Annotated in this window: 16 protein-coding genes; 6 read left to right on the top strand and 10 right to left on the bottom strand. The window is 70.8% G+C overall.

All coding sequences use genetic code 11. The annotated features are described in order from the left end of the window. Positions 1-4 precede the first annotated feature (4 nt). The 4 genes from QWU11_RS43940 to QWU11_RS43955 all read right to left on the bottom strand — a co-directional run bounded on the left by QWU11_RS43940 (position 5) and on the right by QWU11_RS43955 (position 2590). Positions 5-910: an alkaline phosphatase family protein gene (locus QWU11_RS43940; RefSeq protein ID WP_290120541.1), complete on the bottom strand. Its 906-nt coding sequence runs from the start codon at positions 908-910 to the stop codon at positions 5-7. Between the two features lie 123 nt (positions 911-1033). Then, positions 1034-1834, bottom strand: coding sequence for a class I SAM-dependent methyltransferase (locus QWU11_RS43945; protein WP_290120542.1), 801 nt, complete (start codon positions 1832-1834; stop codon positions 1034-1036). A gap of 70 nt (positions 1835-1904) precedes the next feature. Continuing rightward, on the bottom strand, positions 1905-2348 hold the full coding sequence (locus tag QWU11_RS43950) for an SRPBCC family protein (RefSeq protein ID WP_290120543.1): 444 nt from the start codon (positions 2346-2348) through the stop codon (positions 1905-1907). Beyond that, positions 2345-2590, bottom strand: a complete 246-nt coding sequence (locus tag QWU11_RS43955; protein WP_290120544.1) for a hypothetical protein — start codon at positions 2588-2590, stop codon at positions 2345-2347. The genes QWU11_RS43950 and QWU11_RS43955 overlap by 4 nt, the downstream gene beginning before the upstream one ends. 101 nt (positions 2591-2691) lie before the next feature. Between QWU11_RS43955 and QWU11_RS43960 the strand changes: the two genes are divergently transcribed. Continuing rightward, complete coding sequence (locus QWU11_RS43960) at positions 2692-3579, top strand: intradiol ring-cleavage dioxygenase (protein WP_290120545.1); 888 nt, start codon at positions 2692-2694, stop codon at positions 3577-3579. Between the two features lie 7 nt (positions 3580-3586). Here the strand turns inward: QWU11_RS43960 and QWU11_RS43965 are convergent, their stop codons facing one another. Together QWU11_RS43965 and QWU11_RS43970 are read right to left on the bottom strand one after the other, a co-directional pair. Further along, positions 3587-4549 (bottom strand): endonuclease/exonuclease/phosphatase family protein, encoded by a 963-nt coding sequence (locus QWU11_RS43965; protein ID WP_290120546.1) that lies wholly within the window; start codon positions 4547-4549, stop codon positions 3587-3589. A 141-nt stretch (positions 4550-4690) separates the two neighbouring features. Next, positions 4691-6085, bottom strand: a complete 1395-nt coding sequence (locus tag QWU11_RS43970; protein ID WP_290120547.1) for a PLP-dependent aminotransferase family protein — start codon at positions 6083-6085, stop codon at positions 4691-4693. A gap of 512 nt (positions 6086-6597) precedes the next feature. Between QWU11_RS43970 and QWU11_RS43975 the strand changes: the two genes are divergently transcribed. Further along, the gene (locus QWU11_RS43975) at positions 6598-7962 is read left to right on the top strand and encodes a beta-1,3-glucanase family protein (protein ID WP_290120548.1); all 1365 of its coding nucleotides are present in this window, start codon (positions 6598-6600) and stop codon (positions 7960-7962) included. A gap of 86 nt (positions 7963-8048) precedes the next feature. Then, positions 8049-9434, top strand: a complete 1386-nt coding sequence (locus QWU11_RS43980; RefSeq protein WP_290120549.1) for a discoidin domain-containing protein — start codon at positions 8049-8051, stop codon at positions 9432-9434. A gap of 59 nt (positions 9435-9493) precedes the next feature. Here QWU11_RS43980 and htpG read toward each other — a convergent pair whose 3' ends face one another. From htpG to QWU11_RS44000, 4 genes are all read right to left on the bottom strand, one after another. Next, a complete protein-coding gene (htpG, locus tag QWU11_RS43985) occupies positions 9494-11398 on the bottom strand; it encodes a molecular chaperone HtpG (RefSeq protein WP_290120550.1) in 1905 nt (634 codons plus the stop codon). A gap of 116 nt (positions 11399-11514) precedes the next feature. Further along, positions 11515-13539, bottom strand: coding sequence for a xanthine dehydrogenase family protein molybdopterin-binding subunit (locus tag QWU11_RS43990; RefSeq protein ID WP_290120551.1), 2025 nt, complete (start codon positions 13537-13539; stop codon positions 11515-11517). Then, positions 13536-14504: a xanthine dehydrogenase family protein subunit M gene (locus QWU11_RS43995; protein WP_290120552.1), complete on the bottom strand. Its 969-nt coding sequence runs from the start codon at positions 14502-14504 to the stop codon at positions 13536-13538. The genes QWU11_RS43990 and QWU11_RS43995 overlap by 4 nt, the downstream gene beginning before the upstream one ends. Then, positions 14501-14992 carry a 2Fe-2S iron-sulfur cluster-binding protein gene (locus QWU11_RS44000; protein ID WP_290120553.1) on the bottom strand — a complete coding sequence of 164 codons (492 nt, stop codon included), beginning with the start codon at positions 14990-14992 and terminating at the stop codon, positions 14501-14503. The genes QWU11_RS43995 and QWU11_RS44000 overlap by 4 nt, the downstream gene beginning before the upstream one ends. Before the next feature lie 176 nt (positions 14993-15168). Here QWU11_RS44000 and QWU11_RS44005 point away from each other — a divergent pair, with 176 nt between their 5' ends. From QWU11_RS44005 to QWU11_RS44015, 3 genes are all read left to right on the top strand, one after another. Then, the gene (locus tag QWU11_RS44005) at positions 15169-15351 is read left to right on the top strand and encodes a YegP family protein (protein WP_290120554.1); all 183 of its coding nucleotides are present in this window, start codon (positions 15169-15171) and stop codon (positions 15349-15351) included. A gap of 226 nt (positions 15352-15577) precedes the next feature. Next, entirely contained in the window at positions 15578-16861 is a 1284-nt protein-coding gene (locus tag QWU11_RS44010) for an Nramp family divalent metal transporter (RefSeq protein ID WP_290120555.1), read from the top strand. A gap of 57 nt (positions 16862-16918) precedes the next feature. Further along, positions 16919-18064, top strand: coding sequence for an oxalate decarboxylase family bicupin (locus tag QWU11_RS44015; protein WP_290120556.1), 1146 nt, complete (start codon positions 16919-16921; stop codon positions 18062-18064). Positions 18065-18086: the final 22 nt, after the last annotated feature.

Here is an 18086-nt window from a genome sequence, read left to right on the forward strand (position 1 = left end):
CCGGTCAGCTCGCCCAGATACCGGTGATGTCCGCCGCCGAGGCGGCGTTCCCGGCATGGGACGTGCCGTACATGTCCTCGATGGTGCGCAGGACGTTGTAGTGGTTGTACCGGGTGGCGGATGTACCGCCCGCCGTGACCGGCTGGCCGTAGAGCACGGTGGCGATCCGGTTGCCGTTCAGCAGGTTGTCCTCGTCGAAGGTCACGATGAGCACGCTGTTGTGGGTCCTGGCCCAGGTCGCGTACGCGCCGAGGTGGTTCTTCAGCCACGTGTCGCCGGTCGCGACCGAGCAGTCGTGCATGTCGCTGCACAGGTTCGGCGTGACGAAGGAGACCTTCGGCAGGGTGGTGTAGTCCGTCGGGAACTGCGCGAACGTCCTGGCGCTGGAGGCCGGGACGTTGGAGAACCCGAACCAGGGGTTGTGCTTGCGCGCGTAGTCGCCGCTCGAGCAGACGGTCGAGCCCTGGCTCGGCAGGGACTCGTTGTAGCTGCCCCAGGTCTTGCCGGCGGCGGTGAGCTCGGAGGCGAGGTTCGGCGCGGAGCTGAACCCGGCGGTGTAGCAGCCGTCGTCGGTGATGCCCTGGGTCGCGCCGGAGAACAGCGTGAAGTAGTTGGGCTGGCTCGGGTGGGTGATGGCGTAGGAGGAGGTCAGGATCGCGCCGCCGGTCTTGAGCGCGTTGATGTACGGGGCGCTGGAGCTGCCGATGATCTGGCTGTACGCGTGGTTCTCCATGACGGCGACCACGACGTGGTCGGGTGTCGGGACACCGGCGGCCGCGCGTGCGGTACCGCCGGCACCCGCCCAGACCCCGGCCGCCGCGGCGGCGAGACCGATGGCGGAGGCGAGGGCGGTGAGGGTACGGCGGGTGGGTCTACTGCGGCGGGTCGGTCGTCCGGCCTGTGGGCTCACATGGACCTCCGGTCGAGGCGATGGCGGAGCTGGGGTGCTGCCCCGCCGCAGTGTGAATCCCTTTTCCGGGCCGAGGAAGCGCCTCCCGGTTAACCACGGGCGAACCTTCGGTTAAGGCGTCTGTCAGCGCGTGCCGCAGGCCAGGAGCGCGTGGGCCGGGACCACCACGCTGCCGTCGCCGGCGGCGTACGGCGCGAGCAGGCGGTCGTAGGCCCGCCGTACCTCGGCGATGGTCGCGGGGCCCTGCCGCAGCAGGACGACGCCGTTGGAGCCCACCCCCGCCATGGCGCCCGTCTCCCACCACTCGCCGGCGTCGAAGGCGAAGTCCCAGCTCAGCTCCTCCGCCGTGCCGTCGGCGAAGGCGCCGGCCACGAGCGCGGCGAAGGCGTCCCGCCGGCCGTACGCCATGAACGGGCTCAGCGGCACGTCGTCCGGCCAGGGGACGCCGACCTGTTCCATCGCGTCGCGTACGACGGCCAGCACGCCGCTGCCCGGCATCACCCAGCAGGTCAGCGCGAGCCGGCCGCCCGGCCGCAGGACCCGGTGCATCTGCTCGATCGCCGCCGGTGGATCGCCCACGTGGTTGACCACGAAGTTTCCGACCACCGCGTCGAAGCTCTCGTCCTCGTGGGGCAGGCCGGGCAGCACCGCGACCCGTACGTCCGCCTGCGGGACGTTGCGCGCCGCGGTCTCGGCCATCTGCGGGTCGGCGTCGACGGCCGAGACCGTCGCGCCCCGGCGTACCGCCTCGGCCGACACGAACCCGGGGCCGGTGCCGAGGTCGAGCACCCGGCTCCCCACCCCGACCCGCGCGGCGTCCAGCAGCGGGCCGATGGCGTGCGCGGTCAGGCGGGCGAAGCCGCGCTCGTACGCGCCGGCCCGCCCGGCCCACAGCTCGCGTTCGTACACGTCGAAGTCGGTCATGGCGGCAGCATACGTGGAGGTGCGTACGGAACCCCTGGTCGACGTCGCCGGGAGCCTTGTGATTGAGAATTCAACTTACAGTGTAAAGGCGGGCGGCGATGGCGTCCTCCCAGGACTGCAGATACTCCGGGTAGCCGCGGGCGAAGTCCTCCAGGCCGGGCGCGGCGGACGGTCGTAGCGCGGTGAGGGCGTACGTGACGCTCACGTCGCTGTGCCCGCCGGCGTCGTCGAGGGTCACCGCGACGGTGCCGGCCCACACGTCCGGTGTGACGCGGGCGTAGGAGATGTGCCGGCCCGGCCGGCGGTCGAGGACCAGCCACGTGGTCGTCGCGCCGTGCGCGCCGGTCTCGAAGACCGTGCCCGGGTCGGCGTCGTCCGCAGTGGGAGAGGGGAAGTGCGGCTCCCACCCCGGTGCCCAGTCGCGCTCGCCGAGCGGCGTGAACAGCCGGAACGCCTCCTCGGGCGGCAGTGCGACCCGGACGCGCCCGGTCAGGCGTACCTGTTCGCCGCTCATCGGGTCTCGTCCAGCTTGTGCGCGTCGGTGGCGGTCAGCTCCAGCCCGTAGACCGCCTTGAGCTGCTCGATCTTCGCGAGCGTCTCCGGGCCGAACGGCGCCTTGCCCTCGAAGGCGTGCAGCACGACGCCCTCCACCAGGTCGCCGAGCGACAGGTCGAGGTACTCCGCCAGGCCCTTGAGGACCTTGAGCGTGTTCCGCTCCATCCGCAGCCCGGTCTGGGTGCGTTCAATTGTTACCATGGTAACAAGTTACCACCCGTGTCGTCGTTCCGCCCAGGCGACCGCGCCTCGGGCGCTCGTGCCAGGATCAAGGTGTCGGCAACCCAGAGGAGGTCGCGCCAATGGAGAACCCGGGCGGAGAGCTGTTCAGCGAGGAACGCTCGGCCGACGTCGTGATCGCGAGCATGGACGGCACGCCCGACCCGCGTGTGCGGGAGGTGCTCGGGTCGCTCGTCCGTCACCTGCACGCCTTCGTCAAGGACGTCGAGCTGACCGAGGAGGAGTGGAACGCCGCGATCGCCTTCCTCACCGCGACCGGACACAAGAGCGACGACCTGCGGCAGGAGTTCGTCCTGCTCTCCGACGTCCTCGGGGTCTCCATGCTGGTCGAGACGGTCAACCACCGAGCGGGCGGCGTCGGCACCGAGTCGACGGTGCTCGGCCCGTTCCACGTCGTCGAGTCCCCGCCGCGGCCGCTCGGCGCGGACATCGCGCTGACCGACGGGGGCGAGCCGTGCCTGGTCACGGGGCGCGTCGTCGGCCCGGACGGCGAGCCGGTCGGCGGCGCGACGGTCGACGTGTGGCAGGCGGACGCCGACGGGTTCTACGACGTGCAGCGGCCGGACGAGGTGCCGCGGACGAATCTGCGCGGCCTGTTCACGACAGAGCCGGACGGGACGTTCTGGTTCCGTACGATCATGCCGCGCTACTACCCGATCCCCGACGACGGACCGGTCGGCACGCTCCTGGCCGCCACCGGGCGCCACCCGAACCGGCCGGCGCACATCCACTTCATCGTCCAGGCCGCAGGGTACGCCCCGGTGACCACGCACGTGTTCGCCGCCGACAGCCCGTACCTCGAGTCCGACGCCGTCTTCGGCGTCAAGCCGAGCCTCGTACGCGAGTTCGCCGTGGTCGAGGACCCGGAGCGCGCCGCCTCGCTGGGCCTGCCGGACCGCTTCCGCACGGTCGACTTCGAGGTCGTCCTGTTCCGCTCCGCCGAGGGCTGAGGGCGGCTCAGGTCCGGGTCAGACGGGTCAGCAGGAGGGCGTGGTCGGAGGCCGGGGCGTTCCGCCGGGCCGGCGCGTCGTCGGTGACCGACGGCAGGGACCGGCCGTGCACCATGTGGACCTCCTGCGTCTGCGCGAGGAGGGTCTGGCTGGCGAGGATGTGGTCGATGAGCTCGCCCCGGCCACGGTAGATCCGGGAGTACCGCTCATCATCGGGGATGCGCGGCGCCAGGTTCCACAGCCGGGACGCGTCGCCGCCGTCCGGGCGGTCGGCGCCGGCCGTGCCCAGCTCGCTGCCCGGCGGGCCGAGCAGGATCTGCGTGGTGGCGGCCTGCGGCTCGTCGTTGAGGTCGCCGAGCACCATGACCGGCCGCGTACGGCCCTCGCCGTCGAGCAGCTCGTCGGCCAGGGCACGTACGGTGACCGCCTCGGCGGTGCGCCGGTTGAGCGCGTACGCGGCGTACCGGGCGCGCTCGCCCTCGTCCTTGGGGGAGAAGCGGCTCCGCCCGCCCGCCGAGGGGAAGCTGAGCAGCTTGGACTTGAGGTGGCACGCGACCAGGACCAGTTCCTGACCGGGCGCCGACACCCGTACGGCGAGGGCGCCCCGGCCCATCTGACGCGTCAGCGTGCCCGCGTCGTCGGACTGGGTCCCGCTCAGCTCCACGGGGAACGCGGCGGTGTCGGCGAGGATCTCGAGCGGGAAGCGGCTGATGAAGCCGACCCGGATCGGATGCGCCTTCTCGAAGTGCTCGGAGGTGACGTGCTGCCAGTCGCCGCGCAGCAGGCCGATGAGGTCGGTGAGCGCGTCCGGGTCGCCGACCTCCTGCACCGCGAGGACGTCCACGCCCGCCTCGTCGATGGTGGCCGCCAGCCCGCGCAGCTTCTCGGCGTACACCGCCTGGCTCGCCGGGCCGAAGTCGGCACCGGGTCTGAACAGGTTCTCCAGGTTCCACGTCCCCACGACGGTCATCCCCGCCCCCTTGCCGCCTGGCGCCCCCGCCCGCCGGCCGAGCTCGGCCCAGGCCCGTGCGTTCACCGTGGCAGATCAATCGCGTTATAGGGGGATATGGCCGTGTCAGGCCTGATTGTTCTGTCGTGTGAGTGAGGGCGTCTACTCGGTGAGGGTCGCGCAGAGCCGGGCGAGGGCGCCGGTGTAGGAGTGGTCCGGCGGCGTCGCGTAGCCGACGACGAGGGCGGGCCCCCGGTCGTCGTCCGGGTTGTACGTCCGGAGTCCTTCGAGGGCGAGACCGTGGCCGGCGGCGCGGGCGACGACCGCGTCCTCGTCCGTGTCCGGCGGGAGATCGAGGAGCGCGTGCAGGCCGGCGGCGACGCCGGTCACGCGCACCTCCGGGACCTCGCGGCGCAGGGCGGTGACCAGCCGGTCGCGGCGGCGGCGGTACGCCGTCCGGCACCGGCGTACGTGCCGGTCGTAGTCCCCCGAGGCGATGAACTCGGCCAGCGTGAGCTGCTCGAACGTGCTCGTGTGCGCGTCGGCGAGCCGCTTGGCCTCGGCGACCTCCTCCACGAGACCGGCCGGGAGGGCGAGCCAGCCCAGCCGCAGCCCCGGCGCGAGGCTCTTGCTCGCGGTGCCGGCGTAGACGACGTGGTCGGGGGCGAGCGCCTGCAGCGCGCCCACGGGCTGGCGGTCGTACCGGAACTCCCCGTCGTAGTCGTCCTCGACGACCAGCCCGCCGGTGTCGTGGGCCCACTGGACCGCCCTCGTACGCCGGTGTGCGGCCAGCGGCACCCCGAGGGGGAACTGGTGCGCCGGGGTCAGCAGCAGCGCCTCGGCCCTGGAGACGACGGGGTCCTCGAGGACGGCGCCGTCGTCGTCGACCGGGATGGAGACGACCCGCAGGTCATGAGCGGTGACGACCTCGCGGTGGTGCCGATGGCCGTACGCCTCCACGCCGACGTTCGCGGCGCCGCGGGACCGAAGTACGCGGGCGATCAGGCCCAGGGCCTGAGTGAATCCCGAGCAGACGACGATGTGCTCGGGGCCGGCGTGAACGCCGCGGGCGCGGGAGAGGTAGCCGGCCAGCGCGGTTCGCAGCTCCGGCAGCCCGCGCGGGTCGCCGTAGCCCAGCGACTCGGCGGGCGCGGCGCTCAGCGCCCGGCGCCCCGCCGCCAGCCAGGCCGTACGCGGGAAGGACGACAGGCTGGGCGAGCCCGGGCGCAGGTCGTACCGCACCGGGGCCGGCGGGGGCGCGGCGGCCGGCTTCGGCCCGCCGCGGCCGGTCGCCGGACGGGCGGCGACCCACGTGCCCGAGCCGGACCTGGCGGTCAGCCAGCCCTCGGCGACGAGCTGGCTGTAGGCGTCCGCGACCGTGTTGCGGGCGATGCCCAGGTCGGCGGCCAGTGCGCGGGAGGAGGGGAGGCGTACACCCTCGGCCAGCCGCCCGGAGCTCACCGCCTCCCGCAGCGCGGATTCCAGCGTCGCGCGCACCCGCGTGCCGGTCAGATCGAGGTGCAGGTCGACTCCGGATACGGCCCATGTTCTCACCACAAAAGTGGACCATACTCTTGGGCTGCTCGGGCCGTGGATTCGATTGTTCGAACACCCGTCTCGACCAGAGATCCAAGCCTCTCAGCTCCACGGCTGTGCGTAATGCACCGACATGCGCACCAAGCCATCAATGCCATCGGCGTCGTCACCCGGGCCCGGGGAGCCGGGCTCGTGCGGGCCCTGACAGGCGGGCCGCCTCGGCGCCGCTCGCCGGGCCGAAAAATATTTCAGCCGCGTTTCACGTCGATAATGGGGTGGCGGACAACAAATAGCCTGGCCAGGGCATATATCGGAGATGTCCGGCAACTGAGTGTGATCTCCGTTATCGAACAGTTATCATCCATCGCTCTTGACGCAAGTCAGAAACCCCGCCACCGTCTCCGTGAGAGCGCTCTCAAGAACGTACGCCAGACTCCCGACCCGTCCCGCTCTCCGTTCACACCGCGATCCCGGCGGCCGCCACCGCCGGGGCCGTGGCGCCTCATCTCCCTACCCCCAGAAAGGGAGCCGTCATGAATCTCCGCCCAGGGGCGCGCCGCCACGCGCCCGCACCCCTCCTCCTGATCGCGGCCGCCGCGATCATGCTCCTCACCGGTCTCCTCGTCGGCACCCCGCTCCGGGCCGGCGCGACCCCGAAGGCCGCGGCCTGCAACACCGCCAACGCGGCGCAGAACCGCCCCGCCACCGCCTCCTCGGTCGAGAACTCCGGCACCCCCGCCTCGGCCGCCGTGGACGGGAACACCGGGACCCGCTGGTCCAGCGCGTTCAGCGACCCGCAGTGGCTCCAGGTCGACCTGGGCTCATCGCAGACGATCTGCCAGGTCACCCTCAACTGGGAGGCGGCGTACGCGACGTCCTTCCAGGTCCAGGTCTCGGCCACCGGCACCGGCGGCTGGACCACGGTCTACACCACCACGGCCGGCACCGGCGGCAACCAGACCCTCAACGTCACCGGCACCGGACGGTACGTGCGGGTGTACGGCACCGCGCGGAGCACCCCGTACGGCTACTCCCTGTGGGAGTTCGGGGTCCACACCACCGGGACGACCACGCCGCCCCCGGCCGATGACTTCTGGGGCGACACGAGCGGCATCCCCGCCGCCCAGAACGTCCTCGAGTTGAAGATCCTCAACCGGACGAACGGCCACTACCCCGACAGCCAGGTCTACTGGAACTTCAACGGCCAGACGCACTCCATCGCCGAGCAGCCCTACCTCGACATGCCCGCCAACTCCGCCGGCCGCATGTACTTCTACCTGGGCTCACCGACCGGCCAGTACAAGGACTTCATCGAGTTCACGGTCGGGCCGGACGTCTTCAACGGCAACACGACGCGCGTCGACGGGTTCGGCCTGAAGCTGGCCCTGCGGCTGCACGCGCACGACGGGTACGACACACAGGTCGGCGAGGACCAGGCCACGTTCGCGGAGGACCGCGCGGCGACGTTCCAGAGGTTCCAGAACGAGGTGCCGACCGAGTTCAAGCACCTGGCGACGGTCCAGGCGCCGTACTACATCCCCGCGCCGGGCAGCGACGGCGCCTTCCGTACGGGCGGGCAGTACGCGAACTACTTCACCGCCTACGCCCAGGCGAACGGCGTGAACGAGCCCACCTCCAACATCTTCGGATGCGCGGGCTCGATGGCGAGCAACCCGAACATGTGCGCGGCCCTGAACCGGCACGTCGCGGGCCAGTCGCAGCAGTCCGACCCGAGCCAGTACTACAAGGCCGCCCCGGCCAACTACTACGCCAAGTTCTGGCACGACCACGCGATCAACCACCTGGCCTACGGCTTCCCCTACGACGACGTCGCGGGCCAGTCCTCCTTCATCTCCCACGGCGACCCCCAGTACCTGCTCGTCGCCGTCGGCTGGTGAACCCGGTTCCTTAGGAGCTCCCGACAGACCGTCACGCCAGACGGGGCCGTACGGGTGGGTCTGTACGGCCCCGGTAAGGAGCACACGTGTTCGACAACAGGCACGAAAGGTATCTCCGCGAGACACGCCCCGCCTCATGGGCGCGCCGGCTCAGAGTGGGCGCCGGCGCCCTGGTCCTCGCCGTCGGCGTCGTCGCGCCGGCCACCATGGCGGCCGGCGCCGCGGCGGGTACGGCGAAACCCGCCGCGGTGCCGGCCCCGCCCGCCGGCTTCACCACCACCTGGAGCGACGACTTCACCGGCGCGAGCGGGACCGGCCTGAACACCGGGACCTGGAAGTACGACACCGGGCCGGGCAGCAGCTTCGGCACCGGTGAGATCGAGACGATGACCAACAGCACGGCCAACGTCTTCCAGGACGGCGGCGGGCACCTCGTGCTCAAGGCGCTGCACTCCGGCTCGGACCCGCGCGGAGGCTGGACCTCCGGGCGGGTCGAGACGCAGGCCGCGACCTTCGGCGCGCCCGCCGGCGGCGTCGTGATGATGCAGGCCTCCATCCAGCAGCCCAACGTCAACACCACCAACGGCGCCGGGTACTGGCCGGCCTTCTGGATGCTCGGCTCGCCGCTGCGTACGGGCACGCCGTGGCCGACCTCCGGCGAGGTCGACATCCTGGAGGACATCAACGGCCGCAGCTCGGTCTTCGGCACACTCCACTGCGGCACCAACCCCGGCGGGCCCTGCAACGAGTCCACCGGCATCGGCAGCGGCGAACGCGCGTGCGGCGGCTGCCAGACCGGCTATCACACGTACGCGGTGCAGATCGACCGGTCGGTCTCGCCGGAGCAGATCCGCTGGTACCTCGACGGCAGCAACTACTTCACCCTCGCCGCCGACCGCGTGGACGCCACCACCTGGGCGAACGCCGTCGACCATCCGTTCTTCATCATCTTCGACCTGGCGATGGGCGGCGGGTTCCCCGACGCGTTCGGCGGCGGGCCCACCTCCGCGACCGTCTCGGGCGGCCAGCTCAACATCGACTATGTCGCCGTCTACAACAAGGCCCCGGGCGGAGGCGGCGGCACCGGCACGCTTCTGTCCCAGGGGCACACGACGACGGCCTCCTCCACCGAGGCGGCGGGCACGGCGGCGGCGAACGCCACGGACGGCAACACCGGCTCCCGGTGGTCCAGCGCGTTCAGTGACCCGCAGTGGCTGCAGGTCGACCTCGGCTCGGTGCACCAGCTCAGCCACGTGCTGCTGAACTGGGAGGCCGCCTACGGCAAGGCGTTCCAGATCCAGACCTCCGCCAACGGCACGAGCTGGACGACGGTCTACTCGACGACGACCGGCACCGGGGGAGTCCAGGACCTGAACGTCTCCGGCTCCGGCCGCTACGTGCGCGTGTACGGCACCCAGCGCGGCACCGCCTACGGCTATTCACTGTGGGAGTTCCAGGTCTTCGGCACCTGACCCCCTCGTTCGCCGGCCGGCGGTGGCCCCTTGCCGCCGGCCGGCGAACCTTTTCCCGCTTACTCGGCCTTCTCCTCCGCGAGGGTCATGAGCAGGTCGTTGAGTCGCTCGACGAACGCGGCCGGCTCGTCGATGCGGGCACCGAGGGTGAGCACGGACTGGCTGTACAGGACGTGCGCCCAGTCGGACAGGCGCTGCTCGTCGGTCTCGCGGTCGAGCCGCCGGACCAGCGCGTGCTCGGGGTTGATCTCCAGGACCGGCTGGCTCGGCAGGCCCGAGCCCCGCATGCGGCGGGCGAGGTTCATCTCGATGTCCGGCTCGTCGGCGACGATGCAGGCCGGCGAGGTGGTGAGCCGGTTCGTGGTCCGTACGTCGGTGACCTTGTCACCGAGCGCGGTCTTCAGGCGCTCGACGAGCCCGACGAGCTCGGTGCCGGCCTTCTCGCTGGCCTCCTTCTCCTCCTCGTCCTCCATCGCGCCGAGGTCGGACACGCCCTGGGCGACCGACTGCAACCGCTTGCCCTCGAAGTCGGGCAGGCTCGTGATCAGCCAGTTGTCGATGGCCTCCCCGAGCAGGATCACCTCGATGCCCTTCTTGCGGAAGATCTCCAGGTGCGGGCTGCTCTTCGCGGCGGCGGGGGAGGGGGCCAGCAGGTAGTAGATCTTCTCCTGGCCCTCCTTCATGCGGCCGACGTAGTCCTCCAGCGAGGTGTCCGCCGTGTCGGCGGCCGACTTGGTCGTGGTGAACCGCAGCAGCTTGGCGATGTCGTCGCGGTTGGAGTAGTCCTCGGCGACGCCTTCCTTGAGGACGTCGCCGAACTCCTTCCAGAAGGTGGCGTACTTGTCCGGCTCCTTCTCCGCGAGGTCCTTCAGCAGGCGCAGGACCTTCTTGACCGCGCTGGAGCGGATGGAGTCGACCACCCGGCTGCTCTGGAGGATCTCGCGGGAGACGTTGAGCGGCAGGTCGGCCGAGTCGATCACGCCGCGGACGAACCGCAGGTAGTTCGGCATGAGCTGGCCGGTGTCGTCCATGATGAAGACGCGCTGGACGTGCAGCTTCACGCCGTGGCGGGCCTCGGGCATCCACAGGTCGAACGGAGCGTTCGCCGGGACGAACAGCAGCAGCGTGTACTCATAGGTGCCCTCCATCTTGCTGTGCAGATGGGTGAGCGGGTCGGCGAAGTCGTGGGCGACGTGCTTGTAGAACTCGTTGTAGTCCGCCTCGCTGATCTCGCTCTTCGGGCGGGCCCACAGCGCGGAGGCCCGGTTGACGACGGCGTCCTCGCCGGGCTCGTCGTCCCCGCCTGCAGCTGTTCGTTCCTGTGCCATGAGGATCGGCAGGCTGATGTGGTCGGAGTACTTCTGGATGATCGTGCGCAGCCGGTGGGAGTTGAGGAAGTCGTCCTCCTCCTCGCGCAGGTGCAGCACGATCTCGGTGCCGCGCTCGGCACGTTCGACCGGCTCCAGGGAGTAGTCCCCGCGGCCGTCGGACTCCCACCGGACCCCGTCGGAGGCCGCCAGCCCGGCCCGGCGCGTCGTCAGCGTCACCCGGTCGGCGACGATGAACGAGGAGTAGAACCCGACGCCGAACTGGCCGATCAGGGTGGCGTCCTTGCGCTGGTCGCCGGTCAGGGCCTGGAAGAACTCCCGGGTGCCGGACTTGGCGATGGTGCCGATGTTGTCCATCACCTCCTGCCGGCTCATTCCGATGCCGTTGTCGGAGATGGTGATCGTGCGCGCGTCCTTGTCGTACGCGACGCGGATCTCCAGCGACTCGTCGCTCTCGTCGGCGAGCTCGGCCTCGGTCAGCTTGGCGAACCGGAAACGGTCGATCGCGTCCGAGGCATTGGAGATCACCTCCCGCAGGAAGATCTCCTTGTTGCTGTAGAGCGAATGAATCATCAGGTCGAGAAGCTGGACGACCTCGGCCTGAAAGGTGTACCGCTCTTCTGTCGGCGCGCTCATCGGGTAACTCTGCTCCCCTGAGTGAATTCGTCTCCCGGTCTCTCCGTGCCGATGTGGGACGGAGACCGTCTGAAATGGCAGGACATCAGGGTATCGAGATTTTGCCGACCGCCGTGTCAGCCGAGGAGTTTCGCGGGTGTGATGGGAAGGTCGCGGATACGCCGTCCGGTCGCGTGGTGGACGGCGTTGGCGATGGCGGCGGCCGCGCCCACGATGCCGATCTCCCCGATGCCCTTGGAACCCATCGGGTTGAGGTAGGGGTCCTCCTCCTCGATCCACACCGCCTCGATGCCGAGGACGTCCGCGCAGGTCGCGACGTGGTACTGCGCGAGGTCGTGGTTGAGGAAACTCCCGGACGGCTCATCGAGGACGGTCGCCTCCAGCAGCGCCATTCCCAGGCCCATCGTCATGCCGCCGATGAACTGGGACCGCGCGAGCGTCTCGTCGAGAATGTGCCCGGCGGCGAAGACGCCGAGCATCCGCGGCACGCGCACCTCGCCCGTGTCGACGTCGACGTGCACCTCGGCGAACTGCGCGCCGAACGCGTGACGGGCGAAGCCCGTGTCGGCCTCGACGTCCTCGGTGGTGTCGGCGGTCCCCGTGTCGCCGTTCTTCAGCAGCGCCTCGCACGCCAGTACGACGGCCGAGCCCCACGAGGCGGTGCCCATCGAGCCGCCCGCGAGCGAGGCGCGCGGCAGAGTGCTGTCGCCGACCTCGACCCGGACCCGCTCGGCCGAGGTGCCCAGGGCCTCGGCGGCGATCTTGGTCAGCACCGTACGCGCGCCGGTGCCGATGTCGGCGGCGGCGATCCGGACGAGGAACTCCCCGTCCTCGGCCGTCGCGGTGGCGGTCGAGGCCAGGCGCCGCGCCGGATAGGTGGAGGCGGCCACGCCCGTGCCGGTCAGCCAACGCCCGCTCAGGCGGATCCCCGGCTCGGGATCGCGGCTCTCCCAGCCGAAGCGGCGTGCGCCCTCGCGCAGGCAGGCGACGAGGTTGCGGGAGCTGAACGGCAGCCCGCTCTCCGGCTCGGTCCGCGGCTCGTTCCGCAGGCGCAGCTCGATCGGGTCGATGCCGGCGGCGATCGCGAGCTCGTCCATGGCCGACTCCAGCGCGAACATCCCCGGCGCCTCGCCGGGCGCGCGCATCCACGACGGCGAGGGCACGTCGAGGCGCGCCAGCCGGTGCGTCGTACGGCGCGCGGGCGCCGCGTACATGATCCGCGTCGGCGTGGCCGTCTGCTCGGCGAACTCCACGAGCGTCGAGGACTGCTCGACGACGTCGTGCGCGATCGCGGTCAGCCGGCCCTCGGCGTCCGCGCCGAGCTGGATCCGCTGGATCGTCGGCGTGCGGTACCCGGTGAGGGCGAACATCTGCTGCCGGGTCAGCACGGCCTTGGCCGGGCGGCCCGCCGCCCTGGCCGCGAGCGCGGCGAGGATGGCGTTCGGGCGCGTGTGGCCCTTGGACCCGAACCCGCCGCCGACGTGCGGGGCGACCACCCGTACGCGCTCGGGCGCGAGCCCGAGCACGCTCGCGATGGCGTCGCGGTCGGCGTACGCGCCCTGTGTCGCGTCGTAGACCGTCAGGTCGCCGTTCTCCTCCCAGACCGCGAGGGTGGCGTGCGGCTCCATCGGGTTGTTGTGCGTCGTGGCCGTCGTGTAGGTCGCGTCCAGGGTCAGCGCCGCGTCGCGCATGGCGGTCTCGACGTCGCCCCGCCCGGTGTCGGAGGGGAACGCGGGTTCGACCTTCTCGGGCCGGTAGAGCCCCGGATGGTCCGTCCGCAGCCGTACGTCGTGCGGCTCCTCGTCGTAGGTGATCCGCAGGCCGTGCTCGGCCGCCTCCCGCGCGATCTCGAGCGTACGGGCGACGACGGCGGCGACGATCTGGCCGTTGTAGGCGATCTCCGGGGTCTGGAAGAGCGCCAGCTCCGGGTTGTCGCGCGAGCCGAGAGGTGGCGGGTCCGCGCTCGACAGGACGGCGAGCACCCCCGCCGTCGTGAGGGCCTCGCTCGCGTCGACCGACCGGACCCGTCCACGCGCGATCGGCGACTGGACGGCATGGACGTACGCGACGTCCGCGGCCGGGTACTCATAGGCGTATCTCGCGTGCCCGGTGACCTTCTCGCGCCCCTCGATGCGTTTCACGGGACCAGCTCCTGGAGCGTACGGACGATGAGGTTGCGGGCCAGCGGCACCTTGTAGGCATTGCGCGGCAGCGGCCGCGCCTGCGCGAGTTCGGCGTCGGCGGCCAGCGCGAAGCTCTCCTCACCGGCACGCGTCCCGCGCAGCGCGTCCTCGGCGAGCCGTGCCCGCCACGGCGTGTGCGCCACGCCACCGAGCGCGATCCGGCAGTCGCGGACCGTCCCGTCCGCGACGTCGAGCACGGCGGCGATGGACACGAGCGCGAACGCGAACGACGCGCGCTCGCGTACCTTGCGGTACTTCGAGGTGCCGGCGGGCGGCGCGGGCAGTTCGACGGCCGTGATCAGCTCGCCCGGCTCCAGCACGGTGTCGCGCTCGGGCTGTTCGCCGGGCAGCCGGTGGAGGCCGGGAATCGGCACCGTACGGTGGCCGCCCGGCCCGGTCACGCGCACCCGGGCGTCGAGCGCGGCCAGCGCCACCGCCATGTCGGAGGGGTGGGTCGCCACACACCGCTCGGAGTGCCCGAGCACGGCCAGGCCGCTGTGGTCGCCCGGGATCGCGGGGCAGCCCGAGGCGGGCCGCCGCTTGTTGCACGGCTGGGACACGTCCTGGAAGTACGGGCAGCGGGTGCGCTGCAGGAGGTTGCCGCCGACCGTCGCCATGTTGCGGACCTGCCCGGAGGCGCCGCTCAGAACGGCCCTCGCGAGCATCGGATAGCGCTCGCGGACCACCGGATGCGCGGCCAGGTCGCTGTTGCGCACCGCCGCGCCGATCCGCAGCCCGCCGCCGTCCTCCTCGATCAGGTCACGGGCGAGCCGGGAGACGTCCACGAGCGTGTCCGGCCGGGCGACGCCGAGGCGCATGAGGTCGACGAGGTTGGTGCCGCCGCCGAGGTACATCGTGCCGGGCCGGAACAGCGCGACGGCGCTCCCCTCGTCGTCGGCGCGGGCGTAGGTGAACGGCCTCATCGGGACACCTCTTCGATGGCCGCGACGATGCTGACGTACGCGCCGCAGCGGCACAGGTTGCCGTTCATGCGCTCGCGGATCTCCCCGGGCGTCAGCGGCGGGTCCGTGGTGAGGTCGTCGGTGACGGCGCTCGGACCCGGCTCGGACAGCATCCCGGCGGCCGAGCAGAGCTGGCCCGGGGTGCAGTAGCCGCACTGGAAGGCGTCCAGGTCCAGGAACGCGGCCTGCAGCGGATGCAGCGCGCCATCGTCGGCGAGCCCCTCGACCGTCGTGATCCGGGTGCCGTCGCAGGCGACCGCGAGCGCGAGGCAGGCGTTGGACCGGCGTCCGTCGATGAGGACCGTGCAGGCGCCGCACTGGCCGTGATCGCAGCCTTTCTTTGTGCCGGTCAGGCCGAGATGCTCCCGCAGCAGATCGAGGAGAGATGTGCGGGTATCGACGCTCAGCGCGTTTTCTACCCCATTGACCTGCAGTGTTATCTCCGCCATGGGCGCGGCGTACCCGTGCATCGGCCACCGCTAACCGTTCGGCGGCGCGTCACGTCGTTCGATACGGACGACAAAGATCATTATTCGCATTTACGAAATGACCGGCATAGGTCTGTTTCATGCGTTGTAGACGGGTAGGGGAAATTTGAAGCAACCGGCAAGGAGGTAGTACGGCGATGGCTGGAAAGTTCGTCATGAAGAAGACCGGCAACGGTAAGTTCCACTTCAATCTGGTCGCCACCAACGGCCAGGTGATCGCCACCAGCGAGAAGTACGAGACCAAGAAGTCGGCTTTGAATGGCATCGAGTCGGTGCGGAAGAACGCCCCCGAGGCCGGGATCGACGATCAGACCGCCTGATCCCCGCCGTTCCGGAGCCAGCGAGTCGGTGCCGGTGCACCCACGGCGGGTGTCCCGGTGCCGTCGCGTCCCGGATCTTGACCTCACTTATCGCCTCATTGCGCGTTTTAGCCCGATAAGGCGTTATTCCGCCTTTGCGTAACCGTGGGCGCGGCCTTTAAGCGGCTTTTCGGACTTGCGGGTATTCCTTGCTTATGCCGCTAAATCTGCGCTATGGAGCGCCCGAGTGACCGCGCGCGGCGGTCTCACCCGTACACCACCACCGGCGAGGCGCGGGCCCGCCGCCCGGCACCGCGACCGAGGCGGATCGCGCGTCGCCCGGATCATCGGACCGGCGTTCGTCGCCGCGATCGCGTACGTCGATCCGGGGAACGTCGCGACCAACCTGACGGCGGGGGCGACGACCGGCTACCTGCTCGTCTGGGTGGTCGTGGCCGCCAGCCTCGTGGCGATGCTCGTCCAGTTCCAGGCGGCCAAGCTCGGCATGGCCACCGGGAAGAGCCTGCCGCGGCTGTGCCGGGACCGGTTCCCGCGCTGGGGGAGCCGCCTGGTGTGGTTCCAGGCCGAGGTCGTCGTGCTCGCCACCGACCTGGCCGAGTTCGTCGGCGCGGCGATCGGCATGCGGCTGCTGTTCGGCATGCCCGTGCTGGCCTCGACGGTGCTGACGGCCGTGGTCTCCCTGCTTCTGCTGGAGCTGCGCCGCCGCGGCCGTACGCGCGGGTTCGAGCTGATGAGCGCGGCGGCGCTGCTGCTCGTCGGCGCCGGGATCGGCTACGACATCGTGTTCGTCGGGCACCAGTCGGCCGGCGGCCTCGCGAGCGGGCTGCTGCCCGGCCTGGGCGGCACGGGAACGCTGGTGCTGGCCATGGGCATCGTCGGCGCCACGGTCATGCCGCACGCGATCTACCTGCACTCCGCCCTGGTGCAGAGCAGGGGCATGCCGGTGGACGCGGCCTGGCGGCAGCCGGGCCTGGTCCGCCGGGCACTCACGCTGGACTGCGTGCTCGCGCTGGGGGCGGCGACGTTCGTCAACGTCTCGATGATCGCGCTCGGGGCCGGGCTCGGTCGGGCGACTGGGGGGACCTGGACCGGCGACCTGGTCGCGGCGCACGGCGAGCTGGCGGGCCGGATCGGGGGCGGCGCCGCGCTGGCGTTCGCGATCGCGCTGCTGTCCTCCGGCGTGTCCTCCGCGGGGGTGGGCACGCTCGCCGGCGACGTGGTCATGCGCGGCTTCCTCGCCCGGCGGGTGCCGGTGCACCTGCGCCGGCTCGTGACGATGACGCCGGCCGTGTTCGCCCTGCTCTCCGGAGTACCGCTGACCGGCCTGCTGATCGTCAGCCAGGTGGTCATCTCGCTCGGCGTGCCCATCGCGCTGTTCCTGCTCGTCCACTTCTGCCGCGACCGTGCGGTGATGGGACCGCTCGTCAACGCACCGCTGACCACGCGGGTCGCGGCCGTGTCGGCGACCGTGGTGGCCGGCCTCGGCTGCTGCCTGCCGTTCACGCTCTGACCCGCCTTACGAGAGGAATCGCCGATGACACGTTTCAATCCCATGAGGCGCGACCGGATGAGGGACATCCCCCAGCCGCAGCGGAACGGCCAGGGGGGCATCGACACCGGCCCGCGCAACGTGGAGATCGACCGCCAGAACCCCGACCTGCTCACGCCGCCGCCCACGGACCACGGCACGCTGCCCAACATGAAGTTCCCCTTCTCGCTCGCGCACACCCGGATCGAGGAGGGCGGCTGGACGCGCGAGGTGACCCAGCGCGAGCTGCCGGTCGCCACCACGCTGGCGGGCGTGGACATGAAGCTCAACCCCGGCGCGTACCGCGAGCTGCACTGGCACAAGGAGTCAGAATGGGCCTACGTCCTGGAGGGAAGCTGCCGGATCGGCGCGGTGGACCAGGCGGGCTGCAACTTCCTCGACGACGTCGAGAAGGGTGACCTGTGGTTCTTCCCGAAGGGGGTACCGCACTACATCCAGGCGCTGGACGAGGGCGTGGAGTTCCTGCTCGTCTTCGACGACGGCGCGTTCTCGGAGAACTCCACGTTCATGCTGAGCGACTTCTTCGCCTGCACGCCGAAGAGCGTGCTCGCCAAGAACTTCGGCTGGACGCCCCAGCAGATGGAGGCCATGCCGGAGAAGGAGAAGTACATCTTCAAGGGTCAGGTCCCGCCACCGCTGGATGACCGGGAGCGGCTCATCAGCCCCACCGGCGACGTGCCCCGGACGTTCAAGCACCGGATGCTCGCCCAGACGCCGCTGAGGTTCGACGGGGGTACGGTCCGGATCACCGACTCCACGAACTTCGCGGCGGCGACCACGATCTCGGCGGCCCTGGTGGAGCTCGAACCGGGCGCGCTGCGCGAACTGCACTGGCACCCGACCGACGACGAGTGGCAGTACTACATCTCCGGGTTCGGCCGGATGGGGGTGTTCGCCGGCTCGGGGCTGGCCCGTACGTTCGACTTCCACGCCGGCGACGTCGGTTATGTGCCCTTCGCGTACGGGCACTACATCGAGAACCTCGGCTCTGAGCCGCTGGTGTTCCTGGAGATGTTCCGCAACCCGCGCTTTGAGGACATCTCGGCGGCGCAGTGGATGGCCAACACCCCGGCGCAGGTCAGCGCGGACACGCTCAACATGCCGCGCCGGATGATCGAGGCGATCCCCAAGGAGAAGCACAGCATCCTGCCGGGGACGCGATAGGGCGAAGGGGCGAGGACCCGCT

Source organism: Actinomadura sp. DC4 (genome assembly GCF_030406325.1).
Lineage (GTDB): Bacteria > Actinomycetota > Actinomycetes > Streptosporangiales > Streptosporangiaceae > Actinoallomurus.